This is a genomic window from Streptomyces sp. NPDC102490, assembly GCF_044765285.1.
Lineage (GTDB): Bacteria > Actinomycetota > Actinomycetes > Streptomycetales > Streptomycetaceae > Streptomyces.
The window spans coordinates 424824-445786 of the sequence record NZ_JBIWJU010000003.1; the positions used below are offsets into that span (position 1 = coordinate 424824).

The 20963-nt window shown below is 74.6% G+C and carries 17 protein-coding genes; 7 read left to right on the forward strand and 10 right to left on the reverse strand.

Annotation, left to right across the window (positions count from 1 at the left end; genetic code table 11):
* Positions 1-253: 253 nt before the first annotated feature.
* The 5 genes from ACIRGB_RS08520 to ACIRGB_RS08540 form a co-directional block, all read right to left on the reverse strand.
* Entirely contained in the window at positions 254-1414 is a 1161-nt protein-coding gene (locus ACIRGB_RS08520) for an XdhC family protein (protein ID WP_403860210.1), read from the reverse strand.
* A gap of 70 nt (positions 1415-1484) precedes the next feature.
* Entirely contained in the window at positions 1485-2942 is a 1458-nt protein-coding gene (locus tag ACIRGB_RS08525) for an NCS2 family permease (protein WP_403860213.1), read from the reverse strand.
* A gap of 210 nt (positions 2943-3152) precedes the next feature.
* Positions 3153-5537 carry a xanthine dehydrogenase family protein molybdopterin-binding subunit gene (locus tag ACIRGB_RS08530; protein WP_403860216.1) on the reverse strand — a complete coding sequence of 795 codons (2385 nt, stop codon included), beginning with the start codon at positions 5535-5537 and terminating at the stop codon, positions 3153-3155.
* Entirely contained in the window at positions 5534-6145 is a 612-nt protein-coding gene (locus ACIRGB_RS08535; protein WP_403860219.1) for a (2Fe-2S)-binding protein, read from the reverse strand. The genes ACIRGB_RS08530 and ACIRGB_RS08535 overlap by 4 nt, the downstream gene beginning before the upstream one ends.
* A complete protein-coding gene (locus ACIRGB_RS08540; protein WP_403860222.1) occupies positions 6145-7035 on the reverse strand; it encodes an FAD binding domain-containing protein in 891 nt (296 codons plus the stop codon). Before ACIRGB_RS08540 ends, ACIRGB_RS08535 begins: the two co-directional genes overlap by 1 nt.
* A 289-nt stretch (positions 7036-7324) precedes the next feature.
* On the opposite strand from ACIRGB_RS08540, the gene ACIRGB_RS08545 reads away from it, so the two are divergent.
* The gene (locus ACIRGB_RS08545) at positions 7325-9034 is read left to right on the forward strand and encodes a PucR family transcriptional regulator (protein ID WP_403860225.1); all 1710 of its coding nucleotides are present in this window, start codon (positions 7325-7327) and stop codon (positions 9032-9034) included.
* A 173-nt stretch (positions 9035-9207) separates the two neighbouring features.
* Positions 9208-9996 carry a hypothetical protein gene (locus ACIRGB_RS08550; protein WP_403860228.1) on the forward strand — a complete coding sequence of 263 codons (789 nt, stop codon included), beginning with the start codon at positions 9208-9210 and terminating at the stop codon, positions 9994-9996.
* Between the two features lie 25 nt (positions 9997-10021).
* On the opposite strand, the gene ACIRGB_RS08555 is transcribed toward ACIRGB_RS08550, so the two are convergent.
* The 4 genes from ACIRGB_RS08555 to ACIRGB_RS08570 form a co-directional block, all read right to left on the reverse strand.
* On the reverse strand, positions 10022-10660 hold the full coding sequence (locus ACIRGB_RS08555) for a hypothetical protein (RefSeq protein ID WP_403860231.1): 639 nt from the start codon (positions 10658-10660) through the stop codon (positions 10022-10024).
* 897 nt (positions 10661-11557) lie between these two features.
* Positions 11558-12361 (reverse strand): rod shape-determining protein, encoded by an 804-nt coding sequence (locus ACIRGB_RS08560; protein WP_403860234.1) that lies wholly within the window; start codon positions 12359-12361, stop codon positions 11558-11560.
* Positions 12358-12738 (reverse strand): TraR/DksA family transcriptional regulator, encoded by a 381-nt coding sequence (locus tag ACIRGB_RS08565; RefSeq protein ID WP_403860237.1) that lies wholly within the window; start codon positions 12736-12738, stop codon positions 12358-12360. The genes ACIRGB_RS08560 and ACIRGB_RS08565 overlap by 4 nt, the downstream gene beginning before the upstream one ends.
* 67 nt (positions 12739-12805) lie before the next feature.
* Entirely contained in the window at positions 12806-13132 is a 327-nt protein-coding gene (locus tag ACIRGB_RS08570) for a TraR/DksA C4-type zinc finger protein (protein ID WP_403860239.1), read from the reverse strand.
* Positions 13133-13476: 344 nt separating this feature from the next.
* On the opposite strand from ACIRGB_RS08570, the gene ACIRGB_RS08575 reads away from it, so the two are divergent.
* The 4 genes from ACIRGB_RS08575 to secD all read left to right on the forward strand — a co-directional run bounded on the left by ACIRGB_RS08575 (position 13477) and on the right by secD (position 18078).
* Entirely contained in the window at positions 13477-14430 is a 954-nt protein-coding gene (locus tag ACIRGB_RS08575; protein WP_403860242.1) for a HAMP domain-containing sensor histidine kinase, read from the forward strand.
* Between the two features lie 2 nt (positions 14431-14432).
* Positions 14433-15173: a response regulator gene (locus ACIRGB_RS08580; RefSeq protein ID WP_403860245.1), complete on the forward strand. Its 741-nt coding sequence runs from the start codon at positions 14433-14435 to the stop codon at positions 15171-15173.
* Between the two features lie 47 nt (positions 15174-15220).
* Entirely contained in the window at positions 15221-15607 is a 387-nt protein-coding gene (locus tag ACIRGB_RS08585; protein ID WP_403860248.1) for a hypothetical protein, read from the forward strand.
* Between the two features lie 80 nt (positions 15608-15687).
* Entirely contained in the window at positions 15688-18078 is a 2391-nt protein-coding gene (secD, locus tag ACIRGB_RS08590) for a protein translocase subunit SecD (RefSeq protein ID WP_403860251.1), read from the forward strand.
* Between the two features lie 873 nt (positions 18079-18951).
* Here secD and ACIRGB_RS08595 read toward each other — a convergent pair.
* Positions 18952-19767, reverse strand: coding sequence for a GntR family transcriptional regulator (locus ACIRGB_RS08595; RefSeq protein ID WP_403860253.1), 816 nt, complete (start codon positions 19765-19767; stop codon positions 18952-18954).
* A 169-nt stretch (positions 19768-19936) separates the two neighbouring features.
* On the opposite strand from ACIRGB_RS08595, the gene ACIRGB_RS08600 reads away from it, so the two are divergent.
* Positions 19937-20782, forward strand: coding sequence for a (2Fe-2S)-binding protein (locus ACIRGB_RS08600; protein WP_403860256.1), 846 nt, complete (start codon positions 19937-19939; stop codon positions 20780-20782).
* The last annotated feature ends 181 nt before the right edge of the window (positions 20783-20963 follow it).

The following is a 20963-nucleotide window of genomic DNA, read 5'->3' on the forward strand; positions in this document are numbered from 1 at the left end:
GTAGTGCACGACTGCTCCCCGCATCCGTGGGGATGGTCCCGGTGCGTGGTCGCCTCTGTGCTGCACGGCCTGCTGCTCCCTGCGCCCGTAGGGATGGTTCCGACGGGAGACTTGCTATGTGTGCAACTCGGGCCTGCTCCCGGCCAGCGGTCTGGGCTCGGTGGGGGCGGCCGCCCTCGGCGAACGTCCGCAGCGCCAGCTCGTGGTGCCCGAGACACGGGGCACGCTTCCCCCGGCACCCAGGTCCCGCGCGCTACGCCACCGAATCGATGCGCCTCGTCGGCGCGCTCGGGGCCGACGGTTCGTCGTGGTGGATGGGCGTGTGGGCGCCGGTCAGGGCGGTGCCCGTGCCTCCGTGGCGGGTCGCGACGATCTCGGCGGCGATGGACAGGGCCGTCTCCTCGGGGGTGCGGGCGCCGAGGTCGAGGCCGATCGGGGACCTGAGGCGGGACAGCTCCAGGTCGCTCACCCCGGCCTCGCGCAGGCGGGCCTCGCGGTCGAGGTGGGTGCGGCGGGAGCCCATCGCGCCGACGTACGCCACCGGGAGGCGCAGCGCCAGCCGGAGCAGCGGTATGTCGAACTTGGCGTCGTGGGTCAGGACGCACAGCACCGTGCGCGCGTCGACCTCGGTGCGCCGCAGGTACTCGTGCGGCCACTCGGCGACGATCTCGTCCGCGTCGGGGAAGCGGGCCTCGGTGGCGAAGACGGGGCGGGCGTCGCACACCGTCACCCGGTAGCCGAGGAACTTGCCGACCCGCACCAGTGCCGAGGCGAAGTCGATCGCGCCGAAGACGATCATGCGGGGGGCCGGGACGGAGGACTCGATCAGCAGCGTCAGCGGTGCTCCGCAGCGCGAGCCCTGCTCACCGATCTCCAGCGTGCCGGTGCGCCCGGCGTGCAGGAAGGCGCCCGCCTCGGCGGCAGCCGTGCGGTCCAGCTCGGGGTGGCCGCCGAAGCCGCCGGTGCGGGTGCCGTCCGCGCGGACGACGAGCGCGCGGCCCGTCAGCTCCGCCGGGCCGCTCACGACGCGGGCCACGGCCGCCGTCTCCCCGCGCGCGGCGGCGGCGAGGGCCGCGGCCAGGGCCGGACGGACGGGGTCGCCCCTCCGTACCGGGGTGACGAGGATGTCGATGACCCCGCCGCAGGTCAGGCCCACGGCGAAGGCGTCCTCGTCGCTGTACCCGAAGCGCTCCACGACGGTCTCGCCGTCCTGGAGCGCCTGCCGGCACAGCTCGTACACGGCTCCCTCCACGCAGCCGCCGGAGACCGAGCCGGCCACCGTGCCGTCGGCGTCCACCGCGAGGGCGGCGCCGGGCGGCCGGGGCGCGCTGCCGCCGACGGCCACCACGGTGGCCACGGCGAAGTCGCGGCCCTGCTCGACCCACCGGTGCAGCTCTTCGGCGATGTCCAGCATCGTGCGGTCCTCCTCGAACCTTCCGGTCCTCCTCGGCCAACGGGTACGTGCAGGGTTCCCGTCGTGGCGGCTAGTGCACGCCCATCCAGCTCTCGATCGGGTTCAGGGCGAAGTAGACGACGAAGATCACCGTCAGGGCCCACATGAACGCCCCGATCTCCCGGGCCTTGCCCTGGGCGGCCTTGATGGCGACGTAGGAGATGACACCGGCGGCGACCCCGGCCGTGATGGAGTACGTGAACGGCATCAGGACGACGGTCAGGAAGACCGGGATCGCGGTGGCCCGGTCGGCCCAGTCCACGTGCCGGGCGTTCATCATCATCATGGCGCCGATGACGACCAGCGCGGCGGAGGCGACCTCCTGCGGCACGATCGCGGTGATCGGCGTGAAGAAGAGGCAGGCGGCGAAGAACGCGCCGGTGACGACCGAGGCCAGCCCGGTACGGGCGCCCTCGCCGACGCCGGTCGCGGACTCGACGAAGACGGTCTGCCCTGAGCCGCCCGCCACACCGCCGATGGCACCGCCGGCGCCGTCGATGAACAGCGCCTTGGACAGGCCCGGCATGCGGCCCTTGTCGTCGGCGAGCTTGGCCTCGGTGCCGACGCCGATGATGGTGGCCATCGCGTCGAAGAACCCGGCGAGCACCAGGGTGAAGACGATCATGCCGACCGTCATCGCGCCGACCTCGCCCCAGCCGCCGAACTCCAGGTTGCCGAAGAGCGAGAAGTCCGGCATGGAGACCGCGCTGCCGTGCAGTTCGGGTGCGCCGTTGGCCCACTGCTTGGGGTCGATGACGCCGGTGGCGTTGAGGATCGCCGCGACGATCGTGCCGGTGACGATGCCGATCAGGATGGCCCCGGGCGTGTTGCGGGCCTGGAGCATGAAGATCAGCAGCAGGGTGCCCGCGAAGAGCAGGACCGGCCAGCCGGAGAGTTCACCGGCGGGGCCGAGGGAGAGCGGGGTCGCCTTGCCCGGGTGGACGAAGCCGCCCTTGACCAGGCCGATGATGGCGATGAACAGACCGATGCCCATGGTGATGCCGTGCTTGAGGGCGAGCGGGATCGCGTTCATGATCATCTCGCGGAGCCCGGTGACCACGAGCAGCATGATCACCACGCCGTACATCACACACATGCCCATGGCCTGCGGCCAGGTCATCTGCGGGACGACCTGGCCGGCGATCACGCCGGAGACCGAGAGCCCGGCGGCCAGGGCGAGCGGCACCTTGCCGACGAAGCCCATCAGGAGCGTGGTGACCGCCGCGGCGAACGCCGTCGCGGTGATCAGGGCCTTCTGGCCCAGGGTGTCTCCGGCGGCGTCCTTGCCGGAGAGGATCACGGGGTTGAGCAGGACGATGTACGCCATCGCCATGAAGGTGGTGATGCCGCCGCGCACCTCACGCGCGACCGTGGATCCCCGGTGGGATATGTGAAAGTACCGGTCGAGCCAAGACCGTCCGCCGGGGACGCGGGAACCCGCGCCCGCGTCTTCGGCGGTGATCTTGGGCTCCACTGACTGCTGGGTCATGGGGCCGTCTCCCAAGGTTCATAGGTGCACCCGTGCCTTCGGCGAAGGCGCGGGATTTGGGAGGTGTCAGCTCGGGGGACGGCCCGGTACTGCACCTTGGGGTGAACCGACGCCGGAATCCCGTGGCCGTGAGTGCGGCCGTTGCCCGGTGTCGGGTGCTGTGGCGCCCACCCGTGCCGCCCTGCGGCACGATTGCCCGCCACGGCGGCGTCACGCCGTACCGGTGAGGTGTTCCGGTCGTACCGGCGTGCGGTCGAGCGCCAGTCCGGTCGCGTTCCGGACGGCCGCGAGGACCGCCGGGGTCGACGACAGGGTGGGTGCCTCGCCGACGCCGCGCAGCCCGTAGGGCGCGTGGTCGTCGGCGAGTTCGAGCACGTCGACCGGTAGGGCCGGCGTGTCGAGAATCGTGGGGAGCAGGTAGTCCGTGAAGGAGGGGTTGCGGACCTTGGCGGTCACGGGATCGACGACGATCTCCTCCATCACCGCGATGCCCAGGCCCTGGACGGTGCCGCCCTGGATCTGGCCGATCACGGAGAGCGGGTTCAGCGCCTTGCCGACGTCCTGGGCGCAGGCCAGCTCGATCACCTTGACCAGGCCCAGGTCGGTGTCGACCTCGACGACGGCGCGGTGCGCGGCGAAGGAGTACTGGACGTGGCCGTTGCCCTGGCCGGTGCGCCGGTCGAAGGGTTCGGTCGGCCGGTGCCGCCACTCCTCCTCGACCTCGACCACCTCGTCCTCCAGCACGTCCACGAGGTCGGCGAGGACCTCGCCGCCGTCGGTGACGACCTTGCCGCCCTCCAGGAGGAGTCCGTCGCGGGCCCAGGCGGGGTGGTGGGAGCCGAGCCTGCGGCGGCCGATGTCCAGGACCTTCTCGCGCACCAGCTCGCAGGCGTGCTTGACGGCGCCGCCCGTGACGTACGTCTGCCGGGAGGCGGAGGTGGAGCCGGCCGAGCCCACCTGCGTGTCGGCGGGCTGGATGGTGACCTGGGCGACGCCCAGCTCGGTGCGGGCGATCTGCGCGTGGACGGTGACGCCGCCCTGGCCGACCTCCGCCATCGCGGTGTGCACGGTGACCACGGGCCGGCCGCCGGCGACCTCCATGCGGACCCGGGCGGTGGAGTAGTCGTCGAAGCCCTCGGAGAAGCCGACGTTCTTGATGCCGACCGCGTAGCCGACGCCCCGTACGACGCCCTCGCCGTGCGTGGTGTTGGACAGGCCGCCGGGCAGCTGCCGTACGTCGGCGCCCTCGCTGGACTCCCACTGGCGCTCCGGCGGCATCGGCATCGCCTTGACCCGGCGCAGCAGTTCGGCGACCGGTGCCGGGGAGTCCACGGGCTGGCCGGTGGGCATGAGCGTGCCCTGCTCCATGGCGTTGATCCGGCGGAACTCCACCGGGTCCAGGCCGAGTTCCTTCGCCACCTTGTCCATCTGCGCCTCGTAGGCGAAGCACGCCTGGACCGCGCCGAAGCCGCGCATGGCGCCGCAGGGCGGGTTGTTGGAGTAGAGGGCGAGGGCCTCGATGTCCACGTCGTCGCACACGTACGGTCCCACCGACAGCGAGGCGGCGTTGCCGACGACCGCCGGGGAGGCGGAGGCGTAGGCGCCGCCGTCCAGGACGATGCGGCACTTCACGTGGGTGAGCCGGCCGTCGCGGGTGGCGCCGTGCTCGTAGTGCAGCCGGGCCGGGTGGCGGTGGACGTGGCCGAAGAAGGACTCGAAGCGATTGTAGACGATCTTGACGGGTTTGCCGGTGCGCAGCGCGAGGAGGCAGGCGTGGATCTGCATCGACAGGTCCTCGCGTCCGCCGAAGGCACCGCCGACGCCGGACAGCGTCATGCGCACCTTGTCCTCGGGCAGGCCGAGCACGGGGGCGATCTGGCGCAGGTCGGAGTGGAGCCACTGGGTGGCGATGTAGAGGTCGACGCCGCCGTCCTCGCCGGGCACCGCGAGCCCCGACTCGGGGCCGAGGAATGCCTGGTCCTGCATGCCGAAGAAGTAGTCGCCCTCGACGATCACGTCGGCGCGCTCGGCGGCGGCGGTGGCGTCGCCGCGCACGATCGGCTGGCGGTGCACGATGTTGGGGTGCGGGACGTGGCCGCTGTGGTGGTCGTCGCGGTGCTCGTGGACGAGGACCGCGTCGGGGGCGGTCGCGGAGGCCTCGTCGGTGACGAGGGGCAGCTCCTTGTACTCCACCTTGATCTTGGCGGCGGCGCGGCGCGCGGTCTCCGGGTGGTCGGCGGCGACGATCGCGACCGGCTCGCCGTGGTGGCGGACCTTGCCGTGGGCGAGCACCGGGGTGTCCCGGATCTCCAGCCCGTAGTGGCGCACGTCGGTGGGCAGGTCGTCGTACGTCATGACGGCGTACACGCCCGCCGTGGCCAGCGCCTCGCTGGTGTCGACGGAGACGATCTCGGCGTGCGCGACGGTGGAGCGCAGGATCTGGCCCCAGAGCATGTCCTCGTGCCACATGTCGGACGCGTACGCGAACTCGCCGGTGACCTTGAGGACGCCGTCCGGGCGGAGCGTCGACTCGCCGATGCCGCCCTTGGTCCGGGAGCCCTGGGTGAGGCCGGTGGGTGCGCCGTTGGCGGTCATGCCCGGCCCCCCTCCGGCCGGCGGGCCGCGGCCAGGCGGACCGCGTCCATGATCTTCTCGTAGCCGGTGCAGCGGCACAGGTTGCCCGACAGCGCCTCGCGGATGTCCTCGTCGGTCGGGTTCGGGTGGCGCTCCAGCATCTCGTCGGCGGCGACCAGCAGTCCGGGCGTGCAGAAGCCGCACTGGACGGCGCCCGCGTCGATGAACGCCTGCTGAATAGGGGCCAGTTCGATGCTCTCGCCGGTCTGGGAGTCCGTGCCTCCGGCCTGCCACCGCCGGGCCGCGTCCAGTGAGGCGCTCTCGCCGGTACGGGCGCCGGGGCTGCCGGGTGTGCCGGGTGTGCCGCCCTCGGCGCGGCGCCGGGCGAACTCCGCCAGGCCCTCGACCGTGACGACCTCGCGGCCCTCGGCCTGGCCCGCCGCGACCAGGCAGGAGCACACCGGCACGCCGTCCAGGCGGACCGTGCAGGAGCCGCACTCGCCCTGCTCGCAGGCGTTCTTGGAGCCCGGCAGGCCCAGCCGCTCGCGCAGCACGTACAGCAGGGACTCGCCCTCCCACACGTCGTCGGCCTCCTGCGGACGTCCGTTGACGGTGAAGTTGACGCGCATCACGCGGCTCCTTCCGTGGTGCGGCGGGCGCCGCGGTACGACTCCCAGGTCCAGGTGAGCGTCCGGCGGGCCATGACGCCGACCGCGTGGCGGCGGTAGCTCGCGGTGCCCCGGACGTCGTCGATGGGGTTGCAGGCGGCGGAGCACAGCTCCGCGAACCGCTTGACGGCCGACGGGGTGATGATCTTCCCGTTCTCCCAGAAGCCGCCGTCCTCGAGCGCCGCGTTGAGGAACTCCTCGGCGGCCGTAGCCCGGACCGGGGTGGGCGCGGCCGAGCCGATGCCGGTGCGGACGGTACGGGTGGCGGGGTGCAGGGCGAGGCCGAAGGCGCACACGGCGATGACCATGGCGTTGCGGGTGCCGACCTTGGAGAACTGCTGCGGCCCGTCGGCCTTGTGGACGTGCACGGCGCGGATCAGCTCGTCGGGCTCCAGCGCGTTGCGCTTCACGCCGGTGTAGAAGGCGTCGATCGGGATGCGGCGCGTGCCGCGCACCGACTCGGCCTCGACCTCGGCGCCGGCGGCGAGCAGCGCCGGGTGGGCGTCCCCGGCCGGGGACGCGGTGCCGAGGTTCCCGCCCACGCCGCCGCGGTGACGGATCTGCGGGGAGGCGACCGTGTGCGAGGCGAGGGCGAGACCCGGCAGCTCGGTGCGCAGGTTCTCCATGATCCGGGTGTAGGGCACGGAGGCACCGAGCCGTACGGAGTCCGCTCCGACCTCCCACTCGGTGAGGTCGGCGATGCGGTTCAGGTCCATGAGGTACTCGGGCCTGCGGTGATCGAAGTTGATCTCGACCATCACGTCGGTACCGCCCGCGAGGGGCACAGCGGTGGGGTGCTCGGCCTTCGCGGCGAGCGCCTCCTCCCAGCTGGCGGGGCGAAGGAAGTCCATGACCGGCTCTCTTCCTCGTCGGCGTGCGATGGTCGTAGAGATCGAGCCAATCCCGTGGGCCGGGGCCCGGCTCGTTCATGTGCTGTTCACCTTGAATGGCCTCAGTACACCGTCGTGTGCTCCACCAGGGTCAGTCGCAGAAACCATGAAGGAGTTGGCTGGCCAGGGCGGGCATCTTGTAGATTCGTATGAACGGAGGTGCTCAATTGCCTCCCTGTTCTCCTCTGGAATCGGGCGACACAGCCGCGTGACCTGGAACACTTCGAGACAAAGAACGGCGGCGACGAGAATGCGGCTGCGCGCACTGCTGGACACCGACGCGCTGGGCCTCAAGCTGCTCGGCGGCGAGGACGAGCTGGACCGCACGGTCCGCGGCGTGATGACCACCGACCTGCGGGACCCCAGCCGCTATCTCTCGGGCGGCGAGCTGGTGCTCACCGGCCTGGCCTGGCGCCGGGACGCCGCCGACTCCGAACCTTTCGTCCGCCTCCTCGTGCAGGCCCAGGTGGCCGCGCTGGCCGCCGGTGAGGCGGAGCTGGGGAGCGTGCCGGAGGACCTGGTGGCGGCGTGCGCGCGGCACCGGCTGCCGCTGTTCGCGGTGCACGAGTCGGTGGCCTTCGCGACGGTCACCGAGCACGTGGTGCGCCAGGTCTCCGGCGAGCGGGCGGGCGACCTCGCGGCCGTGGTGGACCGGCACCGCCGGATGATGACCTCGGGACCGGCGGGCGGCGGCCCCGACGTGGTCCTCGACCTGCTCGGCTCCGACCTCGACCTGCGGGCCTGGGTGCTCTCCCCCACCGGGCGGCAGGTCGCCGGGCCGAAGGACGCGGAGCCCGCGCTGTCCGCCGAGGTCCGCGCCAAGCTGGCGGCCGAGCACCTCGCGGCCACCCGCACGGGCCGGCGCTCGCCGCACCGGGTGCCCGTGGGCTCCACGACGTACAGCCTCTTCCCGGTGCGCGGCCGGGGACAGCCGCCGGTGACGCCCCCGGGGGCGCGTGCCCCGCAGGGCGCGGGCGCGGGGCGGGACGTGCGCGAGACGGTGCTGTCCGACTGGCTCCTGGTGGTGGAGGCGGACGCCGGGGACTGGGCCGAGGAGCGGCTCGACCTGCTGTACGGGGTCACCCAGCTGATCGCGGTCGAGCGGGACCGGCGGGACGCGGCGCGCACGGTACGGCGGCGGCTGGCCCAGGAGGTCCTGGAGCTGGTGCAGACGGGCGCCGCGCCGGCCGAGATCGCGGCCCGGCTGCGGGTGGCGGCGCCGGTGCTGCTGCCGGGCCTCGGCGCGGCACCGCACTGGCAGGTCGTGGTGGCCCGGGTGGAGTGGGAGGACGGCGACGAGCAGACCGGCCGGGTCGCGCAGACCCTGCTGGAGGAGATCCTCGTCGACCCGCACGCCACCGGGCCCGAGCAGTCGGACCGCATCGCCGTGGCGCACACCGGCGGGGAGGCGGTCGCCCTCGTGCCGCTGCCGGCGGTCTCCACCGAGCACGACGGCAGCGAGGCCGGGGTCCTCGCGGAAGCGCTGCTGGAGTCCGTACGGGAGCCGCTGTCGGCGGGGCTGGACGGCGACGGGCGGGTCACGCTCGGCGTCAGCGCGGCCGTGCACTCGGCGGAGGGGCTGCGCGGGGCGCTGGAGGAGGCCCGGCACGCCCGCCGGGTCGCCGCGGCACGCCCCGGCCGGGTCTGCGCGGCCGGCCACCAGGAGCTGGCCTCGCACGTACTGCTGCTCCCCTTCGTCCCCGACGACGTGCGGCGCGCCTTCACCGCCCGGCTGCTCGATCCGCTGCGGGACTACGACCGCCGCCACCGCGCCGAGCTGATCCCGACGCTGGAGGCGTTCCTGGACAGCGACGGCTCCTGGACGCGCTGTGCGAACCGGCTGCACCTGCACGTCAACACGCTGCGCTACCGGGTCGGGCGGATCGAGCAGTTGACGGGGCGTGATCTGTCGCGCCTGGAGGACAAGCTGGACTTCTTCCTGGCCCTGCGGATGAGCTGAGGGCCCGGGGCGCGCGGGAGCCCCGGGCGGTCCCCGGGGCTTCCCAAACCTCGACGGCGCGAAGTCCACGACTTTGTGAAATCTTTCACCCATCCCCTTGGCCGGGCCGCCGGATCCATGCTGAGATGCGGCCACCACTCGAGAGCTCGATGGCGTGCTAAGGGGAGGGCGACGTGGCGCATTCCGCCATGGCTGGTTCTGGCTGGGGAACGACCGAGGGTGACGATCCGCTCCAGACCGCGGTATGGCGGTTGCGCTCGCGCGGCTGCTGGGCCGACGCGGCCGCCCTGCTGGAGCCGGTCACCGCGGACACCGCCTTGCGGCGGACCGCGCTGCTGGTGGAGCGGTGCCTGTACACGGAGCAGGGCTGGGCCGAGGCCGAGGACGCGCTGCGCACCGCGGAGGCCCTGGCGCACACCGATGACGAACGGGGGGCCGCCGCCTGTGAACGGGGACAGCTCGCCTACGCCGCCACGGTGCACGGGGTGCGCGACCGGGCCGACGAGGCGCGGGCCGCGCTGGGCCGGGCGGCGGCGCTGATCGCGCCGGGGGCCGGGGGGCGGGCGCTGCTGGACTTCCGGCGCGGGCTGGTCGCGGAGAACCTGACCCGCTCGCCGCAGGCCGCCCGCGCGGCGTACCGGCGGGCCCACGCCGGCGCCACCGCGCACGCCGACCCGCTGCTCCAGTCCTTCACCTGGCGGCACCTGGCCGGACTCGCCCTGCGGGAGGGGGAGCTGGCCGAGGCGCGGCACGGTTTCGCCGAGTCGCTGCGCATCCGCGAGGAGCTGGGGTACCTCGTCGGTACGGCCCCGGCGCTGGCCTCGCTCGCGGACGCCGAGTCGGAGCCGGAGGCGTCCCGGCTGCGGGAGGAGGCGCGGCGGCTGTTCCGGCTGCTGGGCGGCGTACCGACGTGGCTGGCACGGCAGTTGGCGCCGCCGGCGGCGGGCGCGGCGACGGCGTGAGGGTCCCGCGCCCGGTCGGGCGCCGTCACGGGTGCCCGCTCCAGCGCGGGGCCGTGCCGGCCCAGGCCGCGTCCCACTGGGCGAGGTTGCGCCGGTGCAGTACGAGGCCGGTGGCGGCGTGCGCCGCGAGGCCGGTGAGGACGACGCCCAGGAAGGCGAGGATCGCCCAGCCCATCGTGCGGCTGCGGATCTGCTCCGCGGTCAGCGGCGGCCCGGTGATCCGGCCCTCCGCGTCGACCCAGACCAGGACGGTGCTGTCCGCCGGCAGTCCCGGTGCGACCTCGGTCGTCCCGGTTCTGCTCACCCCGTCCGGCCCTGTGTAGCGGACCGGGACCGGGTATCGGACCTTCTTCGCCTCGTCCGACCCCGGCTCGGGGTGGCGCGGGGCGTCGTGGGCCAGGACCGCGGGGCGGTGGTCCCGGGTCCGCGCCTCCTGCTCGGCGGTGCTCCGGTAGTGCCGGTAGGCGCTGTCGCCGACTCCGAACATCGCCGCCGGGGCCGCCACCAGCACGGCGAGCACCAGCCCGAGCGAGATCCACGCCGCCAGCCGGTCACTCGGCCGCCGCAACGGATTGCGCCGCCACCGCCACAGCAGGAGATACGGGTGCCGCACGGTCTCGGGAACGGCGGGTGGCGGCTGTGCCCGGGGAATCTCTCCGGCCACGGGAGCCTCCTTCCGGCGGATCGGGGGGGGACGGGGGGTGTGTGGAGGGCGCGGGGGTACGGCCGACACCGGGGCGGGCGCCGACCGTACGAGCGGGGCGGGGTCGAGGGGTGGCCCGGGGGCGGGGTCGAGGGCCGGTCTGGGGAGCCGGGTTGAGGACCGGTCCGGGGCCGGGACGAGCGGCGCCGGGACTGCCGCACGGGCCCCGGGCACCGAAGCCTCAGCGCCGCGCCCGCCAGGCCGGGCGCCCTGCACCGGCGCCCGACCCGGGCACCGACACCATCCGCCCGCCAGGACGACCGTCGCCCGCCCACCCCCGGCGGCGCCGGCACCGGAGCACCGGACCCGGGTCGCGGAGCCGCAGCTGACCGACCTGGCGCCGCGCGCCGGGGGCCGGCACGGCAGACCCACGGTCCGGCCCTGCCCGGCCGTCAGGACGACCGGCGCCCGTGCACCCCGGCAGGGCCGCGCCGGGCCGCCGGACCGCACCTGACCGACCCGGGCACCCCGCGCCAGGGGCCAGCACGGCAGACCCCAGAGTCCAGCACCATCCGGCCGCCAGGACGACCAGGGCCCGCCCACCCCGGTGGAGCCGACGCCCCAGCACCGGGTCCCGGCGTACCGCACAACGGGTCCCGCCCGACCGGGACGAGCACCCCGTGCCGGTACCGGCCCCGAGCGGACGTCGGGACGCGGCGGCGCCCGTCCACCCCGGCGGAGCCGACGCCCGAGCACCGCACCCGGGTCCCGGCGTGCCGGTCCACGGGCCCGCCCGGACGGGCACCCGTGTCGTACCGGCTCCGTGCGGACGTCGGGGCGCGGCGGTGTCGTCCGCCCGGGCGGGGTCGGCGCCGGGGCCGGGGCCGGGTTCCGGCGGCTGTCGGTGCAGGTACCGGATCAGTGCGGGGTGTCGGGCGGTGGGTGGGTGTGGGCGGTCTCCAGGAGCTTCGCGGCGCCGCGTACCGCCGCCGTGTGCGGTGCCGGTACCGCGCGCAGCGGCACGTGGAGCCGGTCGGCGAGCCGGCAGGTGATCTCGGGGCGCAGCGCGCCCCCGCCCGCCAGCAGCGGCCCCCGGGCGAGCGCGTCGACCGTGAGGGAGGTGCCGTCCTGCCGCAGCATCGAGGTCGTCATGTCGGCCAGCGCTTCGCCGATCCGCGTGGACGGGGTCGCGTCGTCGAGGTCCCCGGTGCCCAGCGCGGTGCGGCGGGCGTCGAAGACCGCGCCGTCCACCAGCAGCACCACCTCCGTGAGATGGGCGCCGATGTCCATGACGAGCAGCGGCCGGGACAGGTCGGCGCCCGCCGCGAGGGCCACCGCCCGCGCGCTGGGAACGGTCAGCACACTGCGCGGGCGCAGCACCTCCACGGCCGCACGGGCCTGGGTCCGGTAGGCAGGGCCGCCCAGCACCGGCGCGGTCACCACCACCACGGGACGGGCGAAGCGGGGCAGCCGGTGGCCCAGCAGCCGGTCGAGCATCCGGGCCGTGCCCTCGGTGTCGACGATGGAGCCGCGCTGGATGGGATACACCGCGCCCGCGCCGGGGAAGGTCACCGTCGGCACGTCGAGGATCATCCCGCGCCCGGCGACCCAGGCGCGGGTACGGGCGCTGCCCATGTCGAGGGCGACGCCGCCGCACTGCCGGCACAGCGGCCAGGGCCGGTGCCGGGACAGGGTGGCGCGGGGCCGCCGGAGCAGGGTCATCGTCCGGCCTCCCGCACCTGCTGGCAGCGGGCGCAGTAGCGGGCCTGCGGCACGATCATCAGCCGGTCGCGGTCGATGGCGCGCCGGCACAGCTGACAGCGGCCGTAGCGGCCCTCGGCGATGCGGTCGAGCGCCGCTTCCACGTCGGCGAGGACCATGCGCGCGGAGGCCGCGAGCTTGACCCGGACCTCGGTCCGCGCGGCGGACCGCCGCTGGACCGGTTCGTCGGTGCGGTCCGGGAGCGCGGCGATCTGCCGCAGCTGGTCCTCGCGGAACAGCCGCTGCTCGTGGAGGTTGTCCCGGAGCACGGCGAGGTCCTCGGGCGACAGGGGCGACGGACGCGTGTCGCGGTCGCCGATGGTCTGGTTGTTCACCACTTCACCACTTCACCCCTTGGGCAGGGCGGGAGGGACGGTACGGGACGGGGGACCGGGGAAACCCCGGTCAGGCGGCGGCGCGGCGCTGGCAGGCGACGCAGTACCGCGTGTAGGGGAGGATCTCCAGGCGCTCCCCCGGGACGGGCTTGCCGCAGCCCAGGCAGGCGCCGTAGGTGCCGTCCTCGACCCGGGCGACGGCCTCGTCGATCTCCTTGAGCACCCGTTCGATCGCGGCCTTCTGCGCGGACATCAGCTGGTCGTCCGCCTGGCCGCTCTCGTCGAGGGCCCGCAGCTGGGTGACGCGGGTGGTGCGGGCGTGTTCCAGGCGCTGGCGCGCCTCGTGAGCGGTCAGCCGCTCGGGGCGGGGTTCGATGCGGGAGGCGTCGAGCGACACGGTGCGTGGTCCTTTTCTCGGAGGGTTCTGCGGGTATGCCGAGCGCCGGGCCGATCGGGCCCGGTCGTCCTCCACCCTGGCCGGGCCGCCCGCGGAAACCCATCGGGCGCGGGACCCATTTGCCCGGGGGCGCGGGATCCACTCGACGGTGCGCGCGCGGCGGCCGTATGGGTGTGCCGCGAGCCGGAAATGGGGGTCGGAGCCCATCGACCGGACGGGCCCGGGAGGAGCACGCTGGTCGCTTGCTCGGTCGCTACCTGGGCCGCAGCTCCCACCGAGGGTGCGCGATGACCGACAGTAGAGGCGTACCAAGTCGACACGTCGCCGAAGGAGGCGTCCCCCCGGTGTCCCTGTTCTGGCGGATCTTCGGGCTCAACGCGGTGGTGCTGGGCTTCGCCACGGCGCTGCTGCTGTGGGCTCCGGTGACCGTCTCCGTGCCGATCCTGCTGACCGAGGCCGTCGTCCTCGTGGTCGGCATGGGCGTCATGCTGGTGGCCAACGGCGCCCTGCTGCGCTGGGGCCTGGCCCCGCTGGAGCGGCTCACCAGGCTGATGACCACCGTCGACCTGCTCCGCCCGGGCCAGCGGCTGCCGGTGTCCGGCGGCGGCGAGGTCCCGGAGCTGATCCGCACGTTCAACGCGATGCTGGACCGCCTGGAGAACGAGCGGGCCACGAGCAGTGCCCGCGTCCTGCTCGCCCAGGAGGCGGAGCGGCGCCGTATCGCGCAGGAGCTGCACGACGAGGTGGGGCAGAGCATGACCGCGATCCTGCTGGTCCTGGGGCGGGCGGCGGACGACGCCGAGGAGCCGCTGCGCGAGGAGCTGCACCAGGCGCAGGAGATCACCCGGGAGAGCCTGGACGAGGTCCGCCGCCTGGTGCGCCGGCTGCGGCCCGGCGTCCTGGACGACCTCGGTCTGATCAGCGCGCTGTCCTCCCTCACGCACGACTTCGCCACCCACACCGGTCTGCGGGTGGTACGCCGTTTCGACGCCGACCTGCCGGTCCTGGACCACGAGACCGAACTGGTCCTCTACCGGGTGGCGCAGGAGAGTCTGACCAACGCCGCCCGCCACGCGGACGCCGAACGCCTGGAAGTGGGGCTGGCGCGTGCCGACGGCGCGGTGACGCTCACCGTCGCCGACGACGGCCGCGGCATCGAGGCGGCGCACGAGGGCGCCGGCATCCGCGGCATGCGGGAGCGGGCCCTGCTCGTCGGGGCCGACCTCGACATCACGTCGGCGCCCGGCGCCGGCACCCGCATCCGGCTCACCGCACCCCTTCCCAGGAAGCAGCCCTGACCATGTACGACCCGTCCCCGACCGACCCGTCCCGGTCCGCCCCCTCCCGGGCAGAGCCCTCCGCGTACCGCCCCTCCTCCCCCGCGGCCGCCCCGCCGAAGATCCGCATCCTGCTCGCCGACGACCACGCGCTGGTGCGCCGCGGTGTGCGCCTCATCCTCGACCGGGAACCGGACCTGGAGGTGGTGGCCGAGGCCGGGGACGGCGCGGAGGCCATCGACATGGCGCGGGCCCACGAGGCCGACCTCGCGGTCCTGGACATCGCGATGCCCCGCCTCACCGGTCTCCAGGCGGCCCGCGAACTGGCCGCGCTGAAACCGGGGCTGCGCATCCTGATGCTGACGATGCACGACAACGAGCAGTACCTGTTCCAGGCGCTGAAGTCGGGTGCCTGCGGATACGTGCTCAAGTCGGTCGCCGACCGGGACCTCGTCGCCGCCTGCCGGGCCGCGATGCGCGACGAGCCCTTCCTGTACCCGGGGGCGGTGACGGCGCTCATCCGCAACTACCTCGACCGGGTACGGCACGGCGAGGAGACCTCCGACCACATCCTCACCCCGCGCGAGGAGGAGGTCCTCAAGCTCGTCGCCGAGGGCCACTCATCGAAGGAGATCGCCGAGATCCTCTTCATCAGCGTCAAGACCGTCCAGCGGCACCGGGCGAACCTGTTGCAGAAGCTCGGCCTGCGCGACCGCCTGGAGCTGACCCGGTACGCCATCCGCGCCGGGCTCATCGAGCCCTGACGGACCCCGCGACCGGCCCGCTCACCCACCACGGAAGGGAACGGCGCATGCGCCACCGCCTCGCGACGGTGCTCACGGTGCTGCTGACCGTTCTGCTCCCACTGGTCCCGGCCTGGCCCGCGGCCGGCGCCCAGGTGGGCCCCGGCGGTCCCCTCGCGGCGGCCGCCGCCACGGCCGTACCCCACCCGGCCCTCGACCTCCACGCGGACGACGGCTGCACGCCGGTCTGCGCCGCCCAGCCCCGGGCCCGCCACGACCAGGTGGGCGAGCGTCCGGCGGCGCCCGACCAGCACGCGGCCACCGCGGCGCGCACCGCGGGCACCGCACCCGGTGCCCGCGCACGCGCCTCGGCCGCGCCCGGTCCGGTGCCGGTCTCCCCCGGCCGCACGCGCCACGACAGCGGGCGGGCGCCGCCCGTCTCCTCCGGCAGCTGAGACGCACACCCCGACCACCCGTCATGTTCTTCCGCCGCGGCCGCGCTCGGCCGCCGCCGCGGCATGCCCGCCGGAGGCCCATGTTGAAACGCTCCCGTCCCCCTTCCCGCACCCGCTCGCGGTCCCGTTCCCGCTCCCTGAACGTCCGTGCGCTCCTCGCGCTCGCCGTACTGGCCGCGTCCGTGGCCATCGCCCTGACCATCCCGGTCCGCCTCGGGCTCGACCTGCGCGGCGGCACCCAGATCGTGCTGGAGACCAGGTCCACCGACACCGCCAAGGCCGACCGCGAGGCCACCGACCGCACCGTGGAGGTGCTGCGCGGCCGCATCGACGCCCTCGGTGTCGCCGAGCCGACCATCGTCCGCTCCGGCGAGAACCGCGTCGTCGTCGAACTGCCGGGCGTACAGGACCCGAAGCAGGCCGCCGACGTGCTGGGCCGCACCGCGCAGCTCACCGTCCACTCGGTGCTCGGCCCGGCGGAGGACGCCGGTGAGGGGGCCGGGGACAGGGAGGAGAAGGCGTCCGGCGCGGGTGGCGAGCGGGTGCTGCCCGACGAGTCCGGGCAGTCCCTGCGGCTGAAGGCCGCCACGCTGACCGGGCAGGACGTCAAGGGCGCCGACGCCCGCTTCGACCAGCAGGGCGGCGCGGGCTGGCACGTCACCGTCGACTTCAAGGACGCCGGGAGCGACCGCTGGGCCCGGGTGACGGGCGAGGCGGCCTGCAACCCGGCCGGTGACCCCAAGCGCCGGGTCGCCATCGTGCTCGACAGCAAGATCATCTCCTCGCCGCAGGTCGACCCCTCGGTGTCCTGCGGGGCGGGCATCACCGGCGGCTCCACGCAGATCACCGGCTCCTTCGACGACGCCGAGGCCCGCGAGCTGGCCCTGCTCGTCAAGGGCGGCGCGCTGCCCGTGCCGGTCGAGACCATCGAGCAGCGCACCATCGGCGCCACCCTGGGCGACGAGGCCATCTCGGCCGGTGCCTGGGCCGCCGTCATCGGCACCGCGCTGACCGCGCTGTTCATCATCGCCGTCTACCGGCTGATGGGCGCCCTGGCGACCGTGGCCCTGCTCTGCTACGGCCTGATCTCCTACGCCGCCCTGGCCGCGGTCGGCGCGACCCTGACCCTGCCGGGCCTCGCGGGGTTCGTGCTGGCCATCGGCATGGCGGTGGACGCCAACGTCCTCGTCTTCGAGCGGGCCCGCGAGGAACAGGCGGCCCGTACGCGTCCGAGCACGCGGTCGGCGCTGACCGCCGGGTTCCGCAGCGCCTTCAGCGCGATCGCCGACTCCAACATCACCACGCTGATCGCGGCCGCCCTGCTGTTCTTCCTGGCCTCGGGACCGGTGAAGGGCTTCGGCGTCACCCTCGGCATCGGTGTGCTGGCGTCGATGGTCAGCGCCCTGGTGATCACGCGGGTGCTCGCCGAGTTCGCCGCGAGCCGGCCGGCGGTCTTCCGCCGTCCCCGCCTCACCGGCATCTCCTCCACCGGCCCGGTCCGCGACGCGCTGCTGCGCCGCGACCCGTTCCTGATGCGCCGGCCGCGCCGCTGGCTGGCGGCGTCCCTGGTCGTCCTCGTGGTGGCGGGCTCCGGCATCCTGGTGCGCGGCCTGAACTTCGGCATCGAGTTCACCGGCGGGCGGCTGATCGAGTACTCCACCGCCACCCAGGTCGATCCCGACCGGGCCCGGGACGCGCTCGCCGACGCGGGCTTCCCGCGCGCCGTCGTCCAGTCCTCCGGCGACGGCGACCTCACGGTGCGCACGGAGGAGCTGACCGACGCCGAGGCGACGACCGTCACGAAGGCCGTCGCCGCGCTGGGCGGCGAGACGGAGAAGGTCCGCGACGAGCTGATCGGCCCGAGCCTCGGCGAGGAACTGCGCCGGGACGCCCTGATCGCCCTCGGCCTGGCCCTGGCCGCCCAGCTGGCGTACCTCGCGGTCCGGTTCCGCTTGTTGTTCGGCACGGCCGCGGTCGGCGCGCTCGCCCACGACGTGGTCATCCTGGTGGGGGTGTTCGCCTGGCTGGGCAAGCCGATCGACGGGGTGTTCCTGGCCGCGCTGCTGACGGTGATCGGCTACTCGGTCAACGACTCGGTGGTCCTCTTCGACCGCGTCCGGGAGCTGCTGGGCAAGGAGCGGAAGACGCCGTTCGGCCGGCTCGTCAACGACGCGATCCTCCAGACCCTGCCGCGCACGGTCAACACGGGCATGGGCGCGGTGCTCATCCTCGCCTCGCTGGCGGTCCTGGCCGACGACTCGCTCACCGACTTCGCCCTCGCGCTGCTGATCGGTGTGGGGGTCGGCACGTACTCGTCGGTCTTCACCGCCTCTCCGCTGGCCATCGAACTGCACGGCCGCGGCACCGGGCCCCGCAAGGGCGGCAAGGGACGCGGCACGGGGAAGACCGGGCAACCCGGGCCCGGAAAGCGGATGCCCACCAGCCGCACGGAACGACAAGAGGTCCCGTAGCGACGTCCGGCCCGCCGAAGGGCGACTCCGTGACGGCGCCCCCTCCCGCCGGGGCGGACGACCCGACCCGGCGGGCGGCCCCGCGACGGCAGACGATCCCACCGGGCCGGACAACCCGGCAGGGCAAGCGCTCCCGCACCTGCCGGCCAAGCCGCCGGGGCAGGACGCAGTGACGGCAACCGCCCCGTCGAACGGCCGAGCCACGACAACGGACGGTCCCGCGGGGCGAATGCCCTCGCGGGGCGGCAGCCCTCCGGGACGGGCGCCCTCCGGGACGGCTGCCCTCCAGGGCGGGTGCCATCGCGGGGGGCTGCCCTCGCAGGACGGGGCCCTCGCGGGGCGGGTGCCCTCCGGGGCGGGTGCCCTCCGGGGTGGATGCCCTCCGGGGTGGATGCCCTCCGGGGTGGATGCCCTCCGGGGCGCGTGCAGTCGCGGAACGGCTGCCCTCGCAGGACGGGGCCCTCGCAGGACGGCAGCCCTGGCAGGACGGGGCCCTCGCGGGGCGGCAGCCCTCCGGGACGGCAGCCCTCCGGGACGGGCGCCATCGCGGGACGGCTGCCCTCGCAGGACGGGGCCCTTGCGGGGCGGGTTCCCTCCGGGGCGCGTGCAGTCGCGGAACGGCTGCCCTCGCAGGACGGGGCCCTCGCAGGACAGCAGCCCTGGCAGGGCGGGGCCCTGGCAGGGCGGGGCCTTGGCAGGGCGGGGCCCTCGCGGGGCGGCTGCCCTCGCGGGGCGCGTGCGGTCGCGGGGCGGATGCCCTCGCAGGACGGGGTGCCCCCGCAGGACGGCTGCCCCCGCGGGCGGGGCGCTCTCGCGCGGGAAACCGTCCCGCGGGGAGCCCCCTGGAACCCCCGCGCAGGGCGCCCCCTCGCTTCAGGCGGTGCCCGTGAAGTGCTCCCCGATCAGGGCCCGCACCACGTCCGGGTCGCCGGCGATCAGCGCGTCCAGCAGTGCGGTGTGCTGGTGGGCGTCGGCGACCAGGTCGGCGCGGCCGCGTACGGAGGGCGAGCCGGCCGGCGGCCACTGGGCGCGGCGGTGCACGTCACCGGCGATCCGGACGAGCTGGTCGTTGCCGGTCAGCGCGAGCACCGCGCGGTGGAAGGCGCGATCGGCCTCGGCGTAGGTGGCCGGGCAGCCGGACGACGCGGCCCGGACGGTGGCCTCGGCGAGGGGGCGCAGCTCCGCCCAGCGCTCGGCGGGCACCGTACGGCCCAGCCGGAGCCACACCGGGGCCTCGATCAGGGCCCGCACCTCGGCCAGTTCGGCCAGCTCGCGGTCGCCGCGTTCGACGACGCGGAAGCCGCGGTTGGGGACGACCTCGACGGCGCCCTCCAGGGCGAGCTGCTGCATGGCCTCGCGTACCGGGGTGGCCGAGACGCCGAACCGCTCGCCGAGCACGGGCGCCGAGTAGACCTCGCCGGGCCGCAGCTCACCGGTGGCCAGCGCGGAGCGCAGGGCGTCGAGGATCTGGCCGCGCACGGAGGAACGCCGTACGAGGCCGCGCGGACGCGGGGCGGGCGGTTCGCCGTGGGTGTGCTCGCCGCGCGCCGCGCCGTCCGGCTCCCCGGCACCGCGCGCCCGGCGCCGCTCGTCCCGGCCCCGGTCCACGTCCGCCGCTCCGGGCTGCACCGGAATCCGCACCGCCGCACCCGTACCCGTTCCTGCCGCGCCCTGCGCGCTGTGCTTCACGGGTCCTCCTGCGGGACGTGTCGGTACTTGGGGCCATTACGGCGGGTTGTCACCCGTCTGCCAAGCACCCTAAGCGCAGGGGCCGTCAGTTCAAATCTCCCCGCCATGTGGGTAAGGTAAGGCTTACCTTTAAGCAGCCCGTTGTCCCGACGTGGATCGGTGGTCCCGCATGCCTGTCGCCCGTACGGCCTTCACGGACGCGTACACGCGCCTGTCCGAGGTCCTGCCCGGGCTGGGCGTCACCGAGCTGACCGCGGGCGACGAGGTGCCCGGCGGCGACGGCTGGGTCACGGCCGCCTCGCTCGCCGCGGGCGGCGCCGAGCTGACGGCGTTCCTCGCCTGGGACGAGGCCCAGGTGCTGCGGGACTACGGACAGCGGGCCCGTCCCGACGTGATCGCGAGCTTCGGCCTGCACCGGTACGCGTGGCCGGCCTGCCTGCTGATCACCGTGCCGTGGTTCCTGCACCGCCGGGTGCCCCGCCACCCCGCGGCCCACGTGGCCTACGACCGCACGGCCGCCGGACTCCCCCTCGGCCGGATGGCCGTACGCGCCACCTCCTTCGCCTGCCTCCCCGGCGACCCCGCCGCCGCACTGCCCGGCGCCCGGGTGGTCGCCGACGAGGAGGCGCTGCGCGCCGAGGTGCGGGCCTCGGTCGCCGAGCACCTGGAGCCGGTCCTGACCGGATTCGGTCCCCGGATGCGGCGGCGCGGACGCGCCCTGTGGGGCATGGCGACCGACGAGGTCGTCGAGGGCCTGTGGTACGTCGCCCATCTGCTCGACGAGCAGGAGCGGGCACGGCACGAGCTGGAGCTGCTGCTGCCGGGCGCGACCAAGCCGTACGTCGGCAAGGCGGCGTTCCGCGAGCTGAAGGGGCCGGACGGGGCGCCGCTGCACACCCGGGACCGGGCGAGCTGCTGCATGTTCTACACCCTGCGCCCCGAGGACACCTGCGCCACCTGCCCGCGGACCTGCGACGCGGACCGCGTCAACAAGACGCTCGCCACGGCCCGCTGACCCACCGTCGGCTAAGATCGTCCGCGTTGTTCCACAACTCCCTCACCCGTCGCGGGAATTTTCCGTGGAACCACTCGTACGGGTACTCTTATTCGAACTCAACTCCCGCCCCTCAAGCGGCAGTTCGAGCAGAACGCCGCCCTGGGCACCCCCTCCGCACTTCCTTGGCGGCCTCTTGCCC

Bases quoted from the DNA above. Each gene is read 5' to 3' on its own strand.
- ACIRGB_RS08520 (WP_403860210.1), bottom strand. From the start codon at position 1,414: ATGCTGGACATCGCCGAAGAGCTGCACCGGTGGGTCGAGCAGGGCCGC.
- ACIRGB_RS08525 (WP_403860213.1), bottom strand. From the start codon at position 2,942: ATGACCCAGCAGTCAGTGGAGCCCAAGATCACCGCCGAAGACGCGGGC.
- ACIRGB_RS08530 (WP_403860216.1), bottom strand. From the start codon at position 5,537: ATGACCGCCAACGGCGCACCCACCGGCCTCACCCAGGGCTCCCGGACC.
- ACIRGB_RS08535 (WP_403860219.1), bottom strand. From the start codon at position 6,145: ATGCGCGTCAACTTCACCGTCAACGGACGTCCGCAGGAGGCCGACGAC.
- ACIRGB_RS08540 (WP_403860222.1), bottom strand. From the start codon at position 7,035: ATGGACTTCCTTCGCCCCGCCAGCTGGGAGGAGGCGCTCGCCGCGAAG.
- ACIRGB_RS08545 (WP_403860225.1), top strand. From the start codon at position 7,325: ATGCGGCTGCGCGCACTGCTGGACACCGACGCGCTGGGCCTCAAGCTG.
- ACIRGB_RS08560 (WP_403860234.1), bottom strand. From the start codon at position 12,361: ATGACCCTGCTCCGGCGGCCCCGCGCCACCCTGTCCCGGCACCGGCCC.
- ACIRGB_RS08580 (WP_403860245.1), top strand. From the start codon at position 14,433: ATGTACGACCCGTCCCCGACCGACCCGTCCCGGTCCGCCCCCTCCCGG.
- ACIRGB_RS08585 (WP_403860248.1), top strand. From the start codon at position 15,221: ATGCGCCACCGCCTCGCGACGGTGCTCACGGTGCTGCTGACCGTTCTG.
- secD (WP_403860251.1), top strand. From the start codon at position 15,688: ATGTTGAAACGCTCCCGTCCCCCTTCCCGCACCCGCTCGCGGTCCCGT.
- ACIRGB_RS08600 (WP_403860256.1), top strand. From the start codon at position 19,937: ATGCCTGTCGCCCGTACGGCCTTCACGGACGCGTACACGCGCCTGTCC.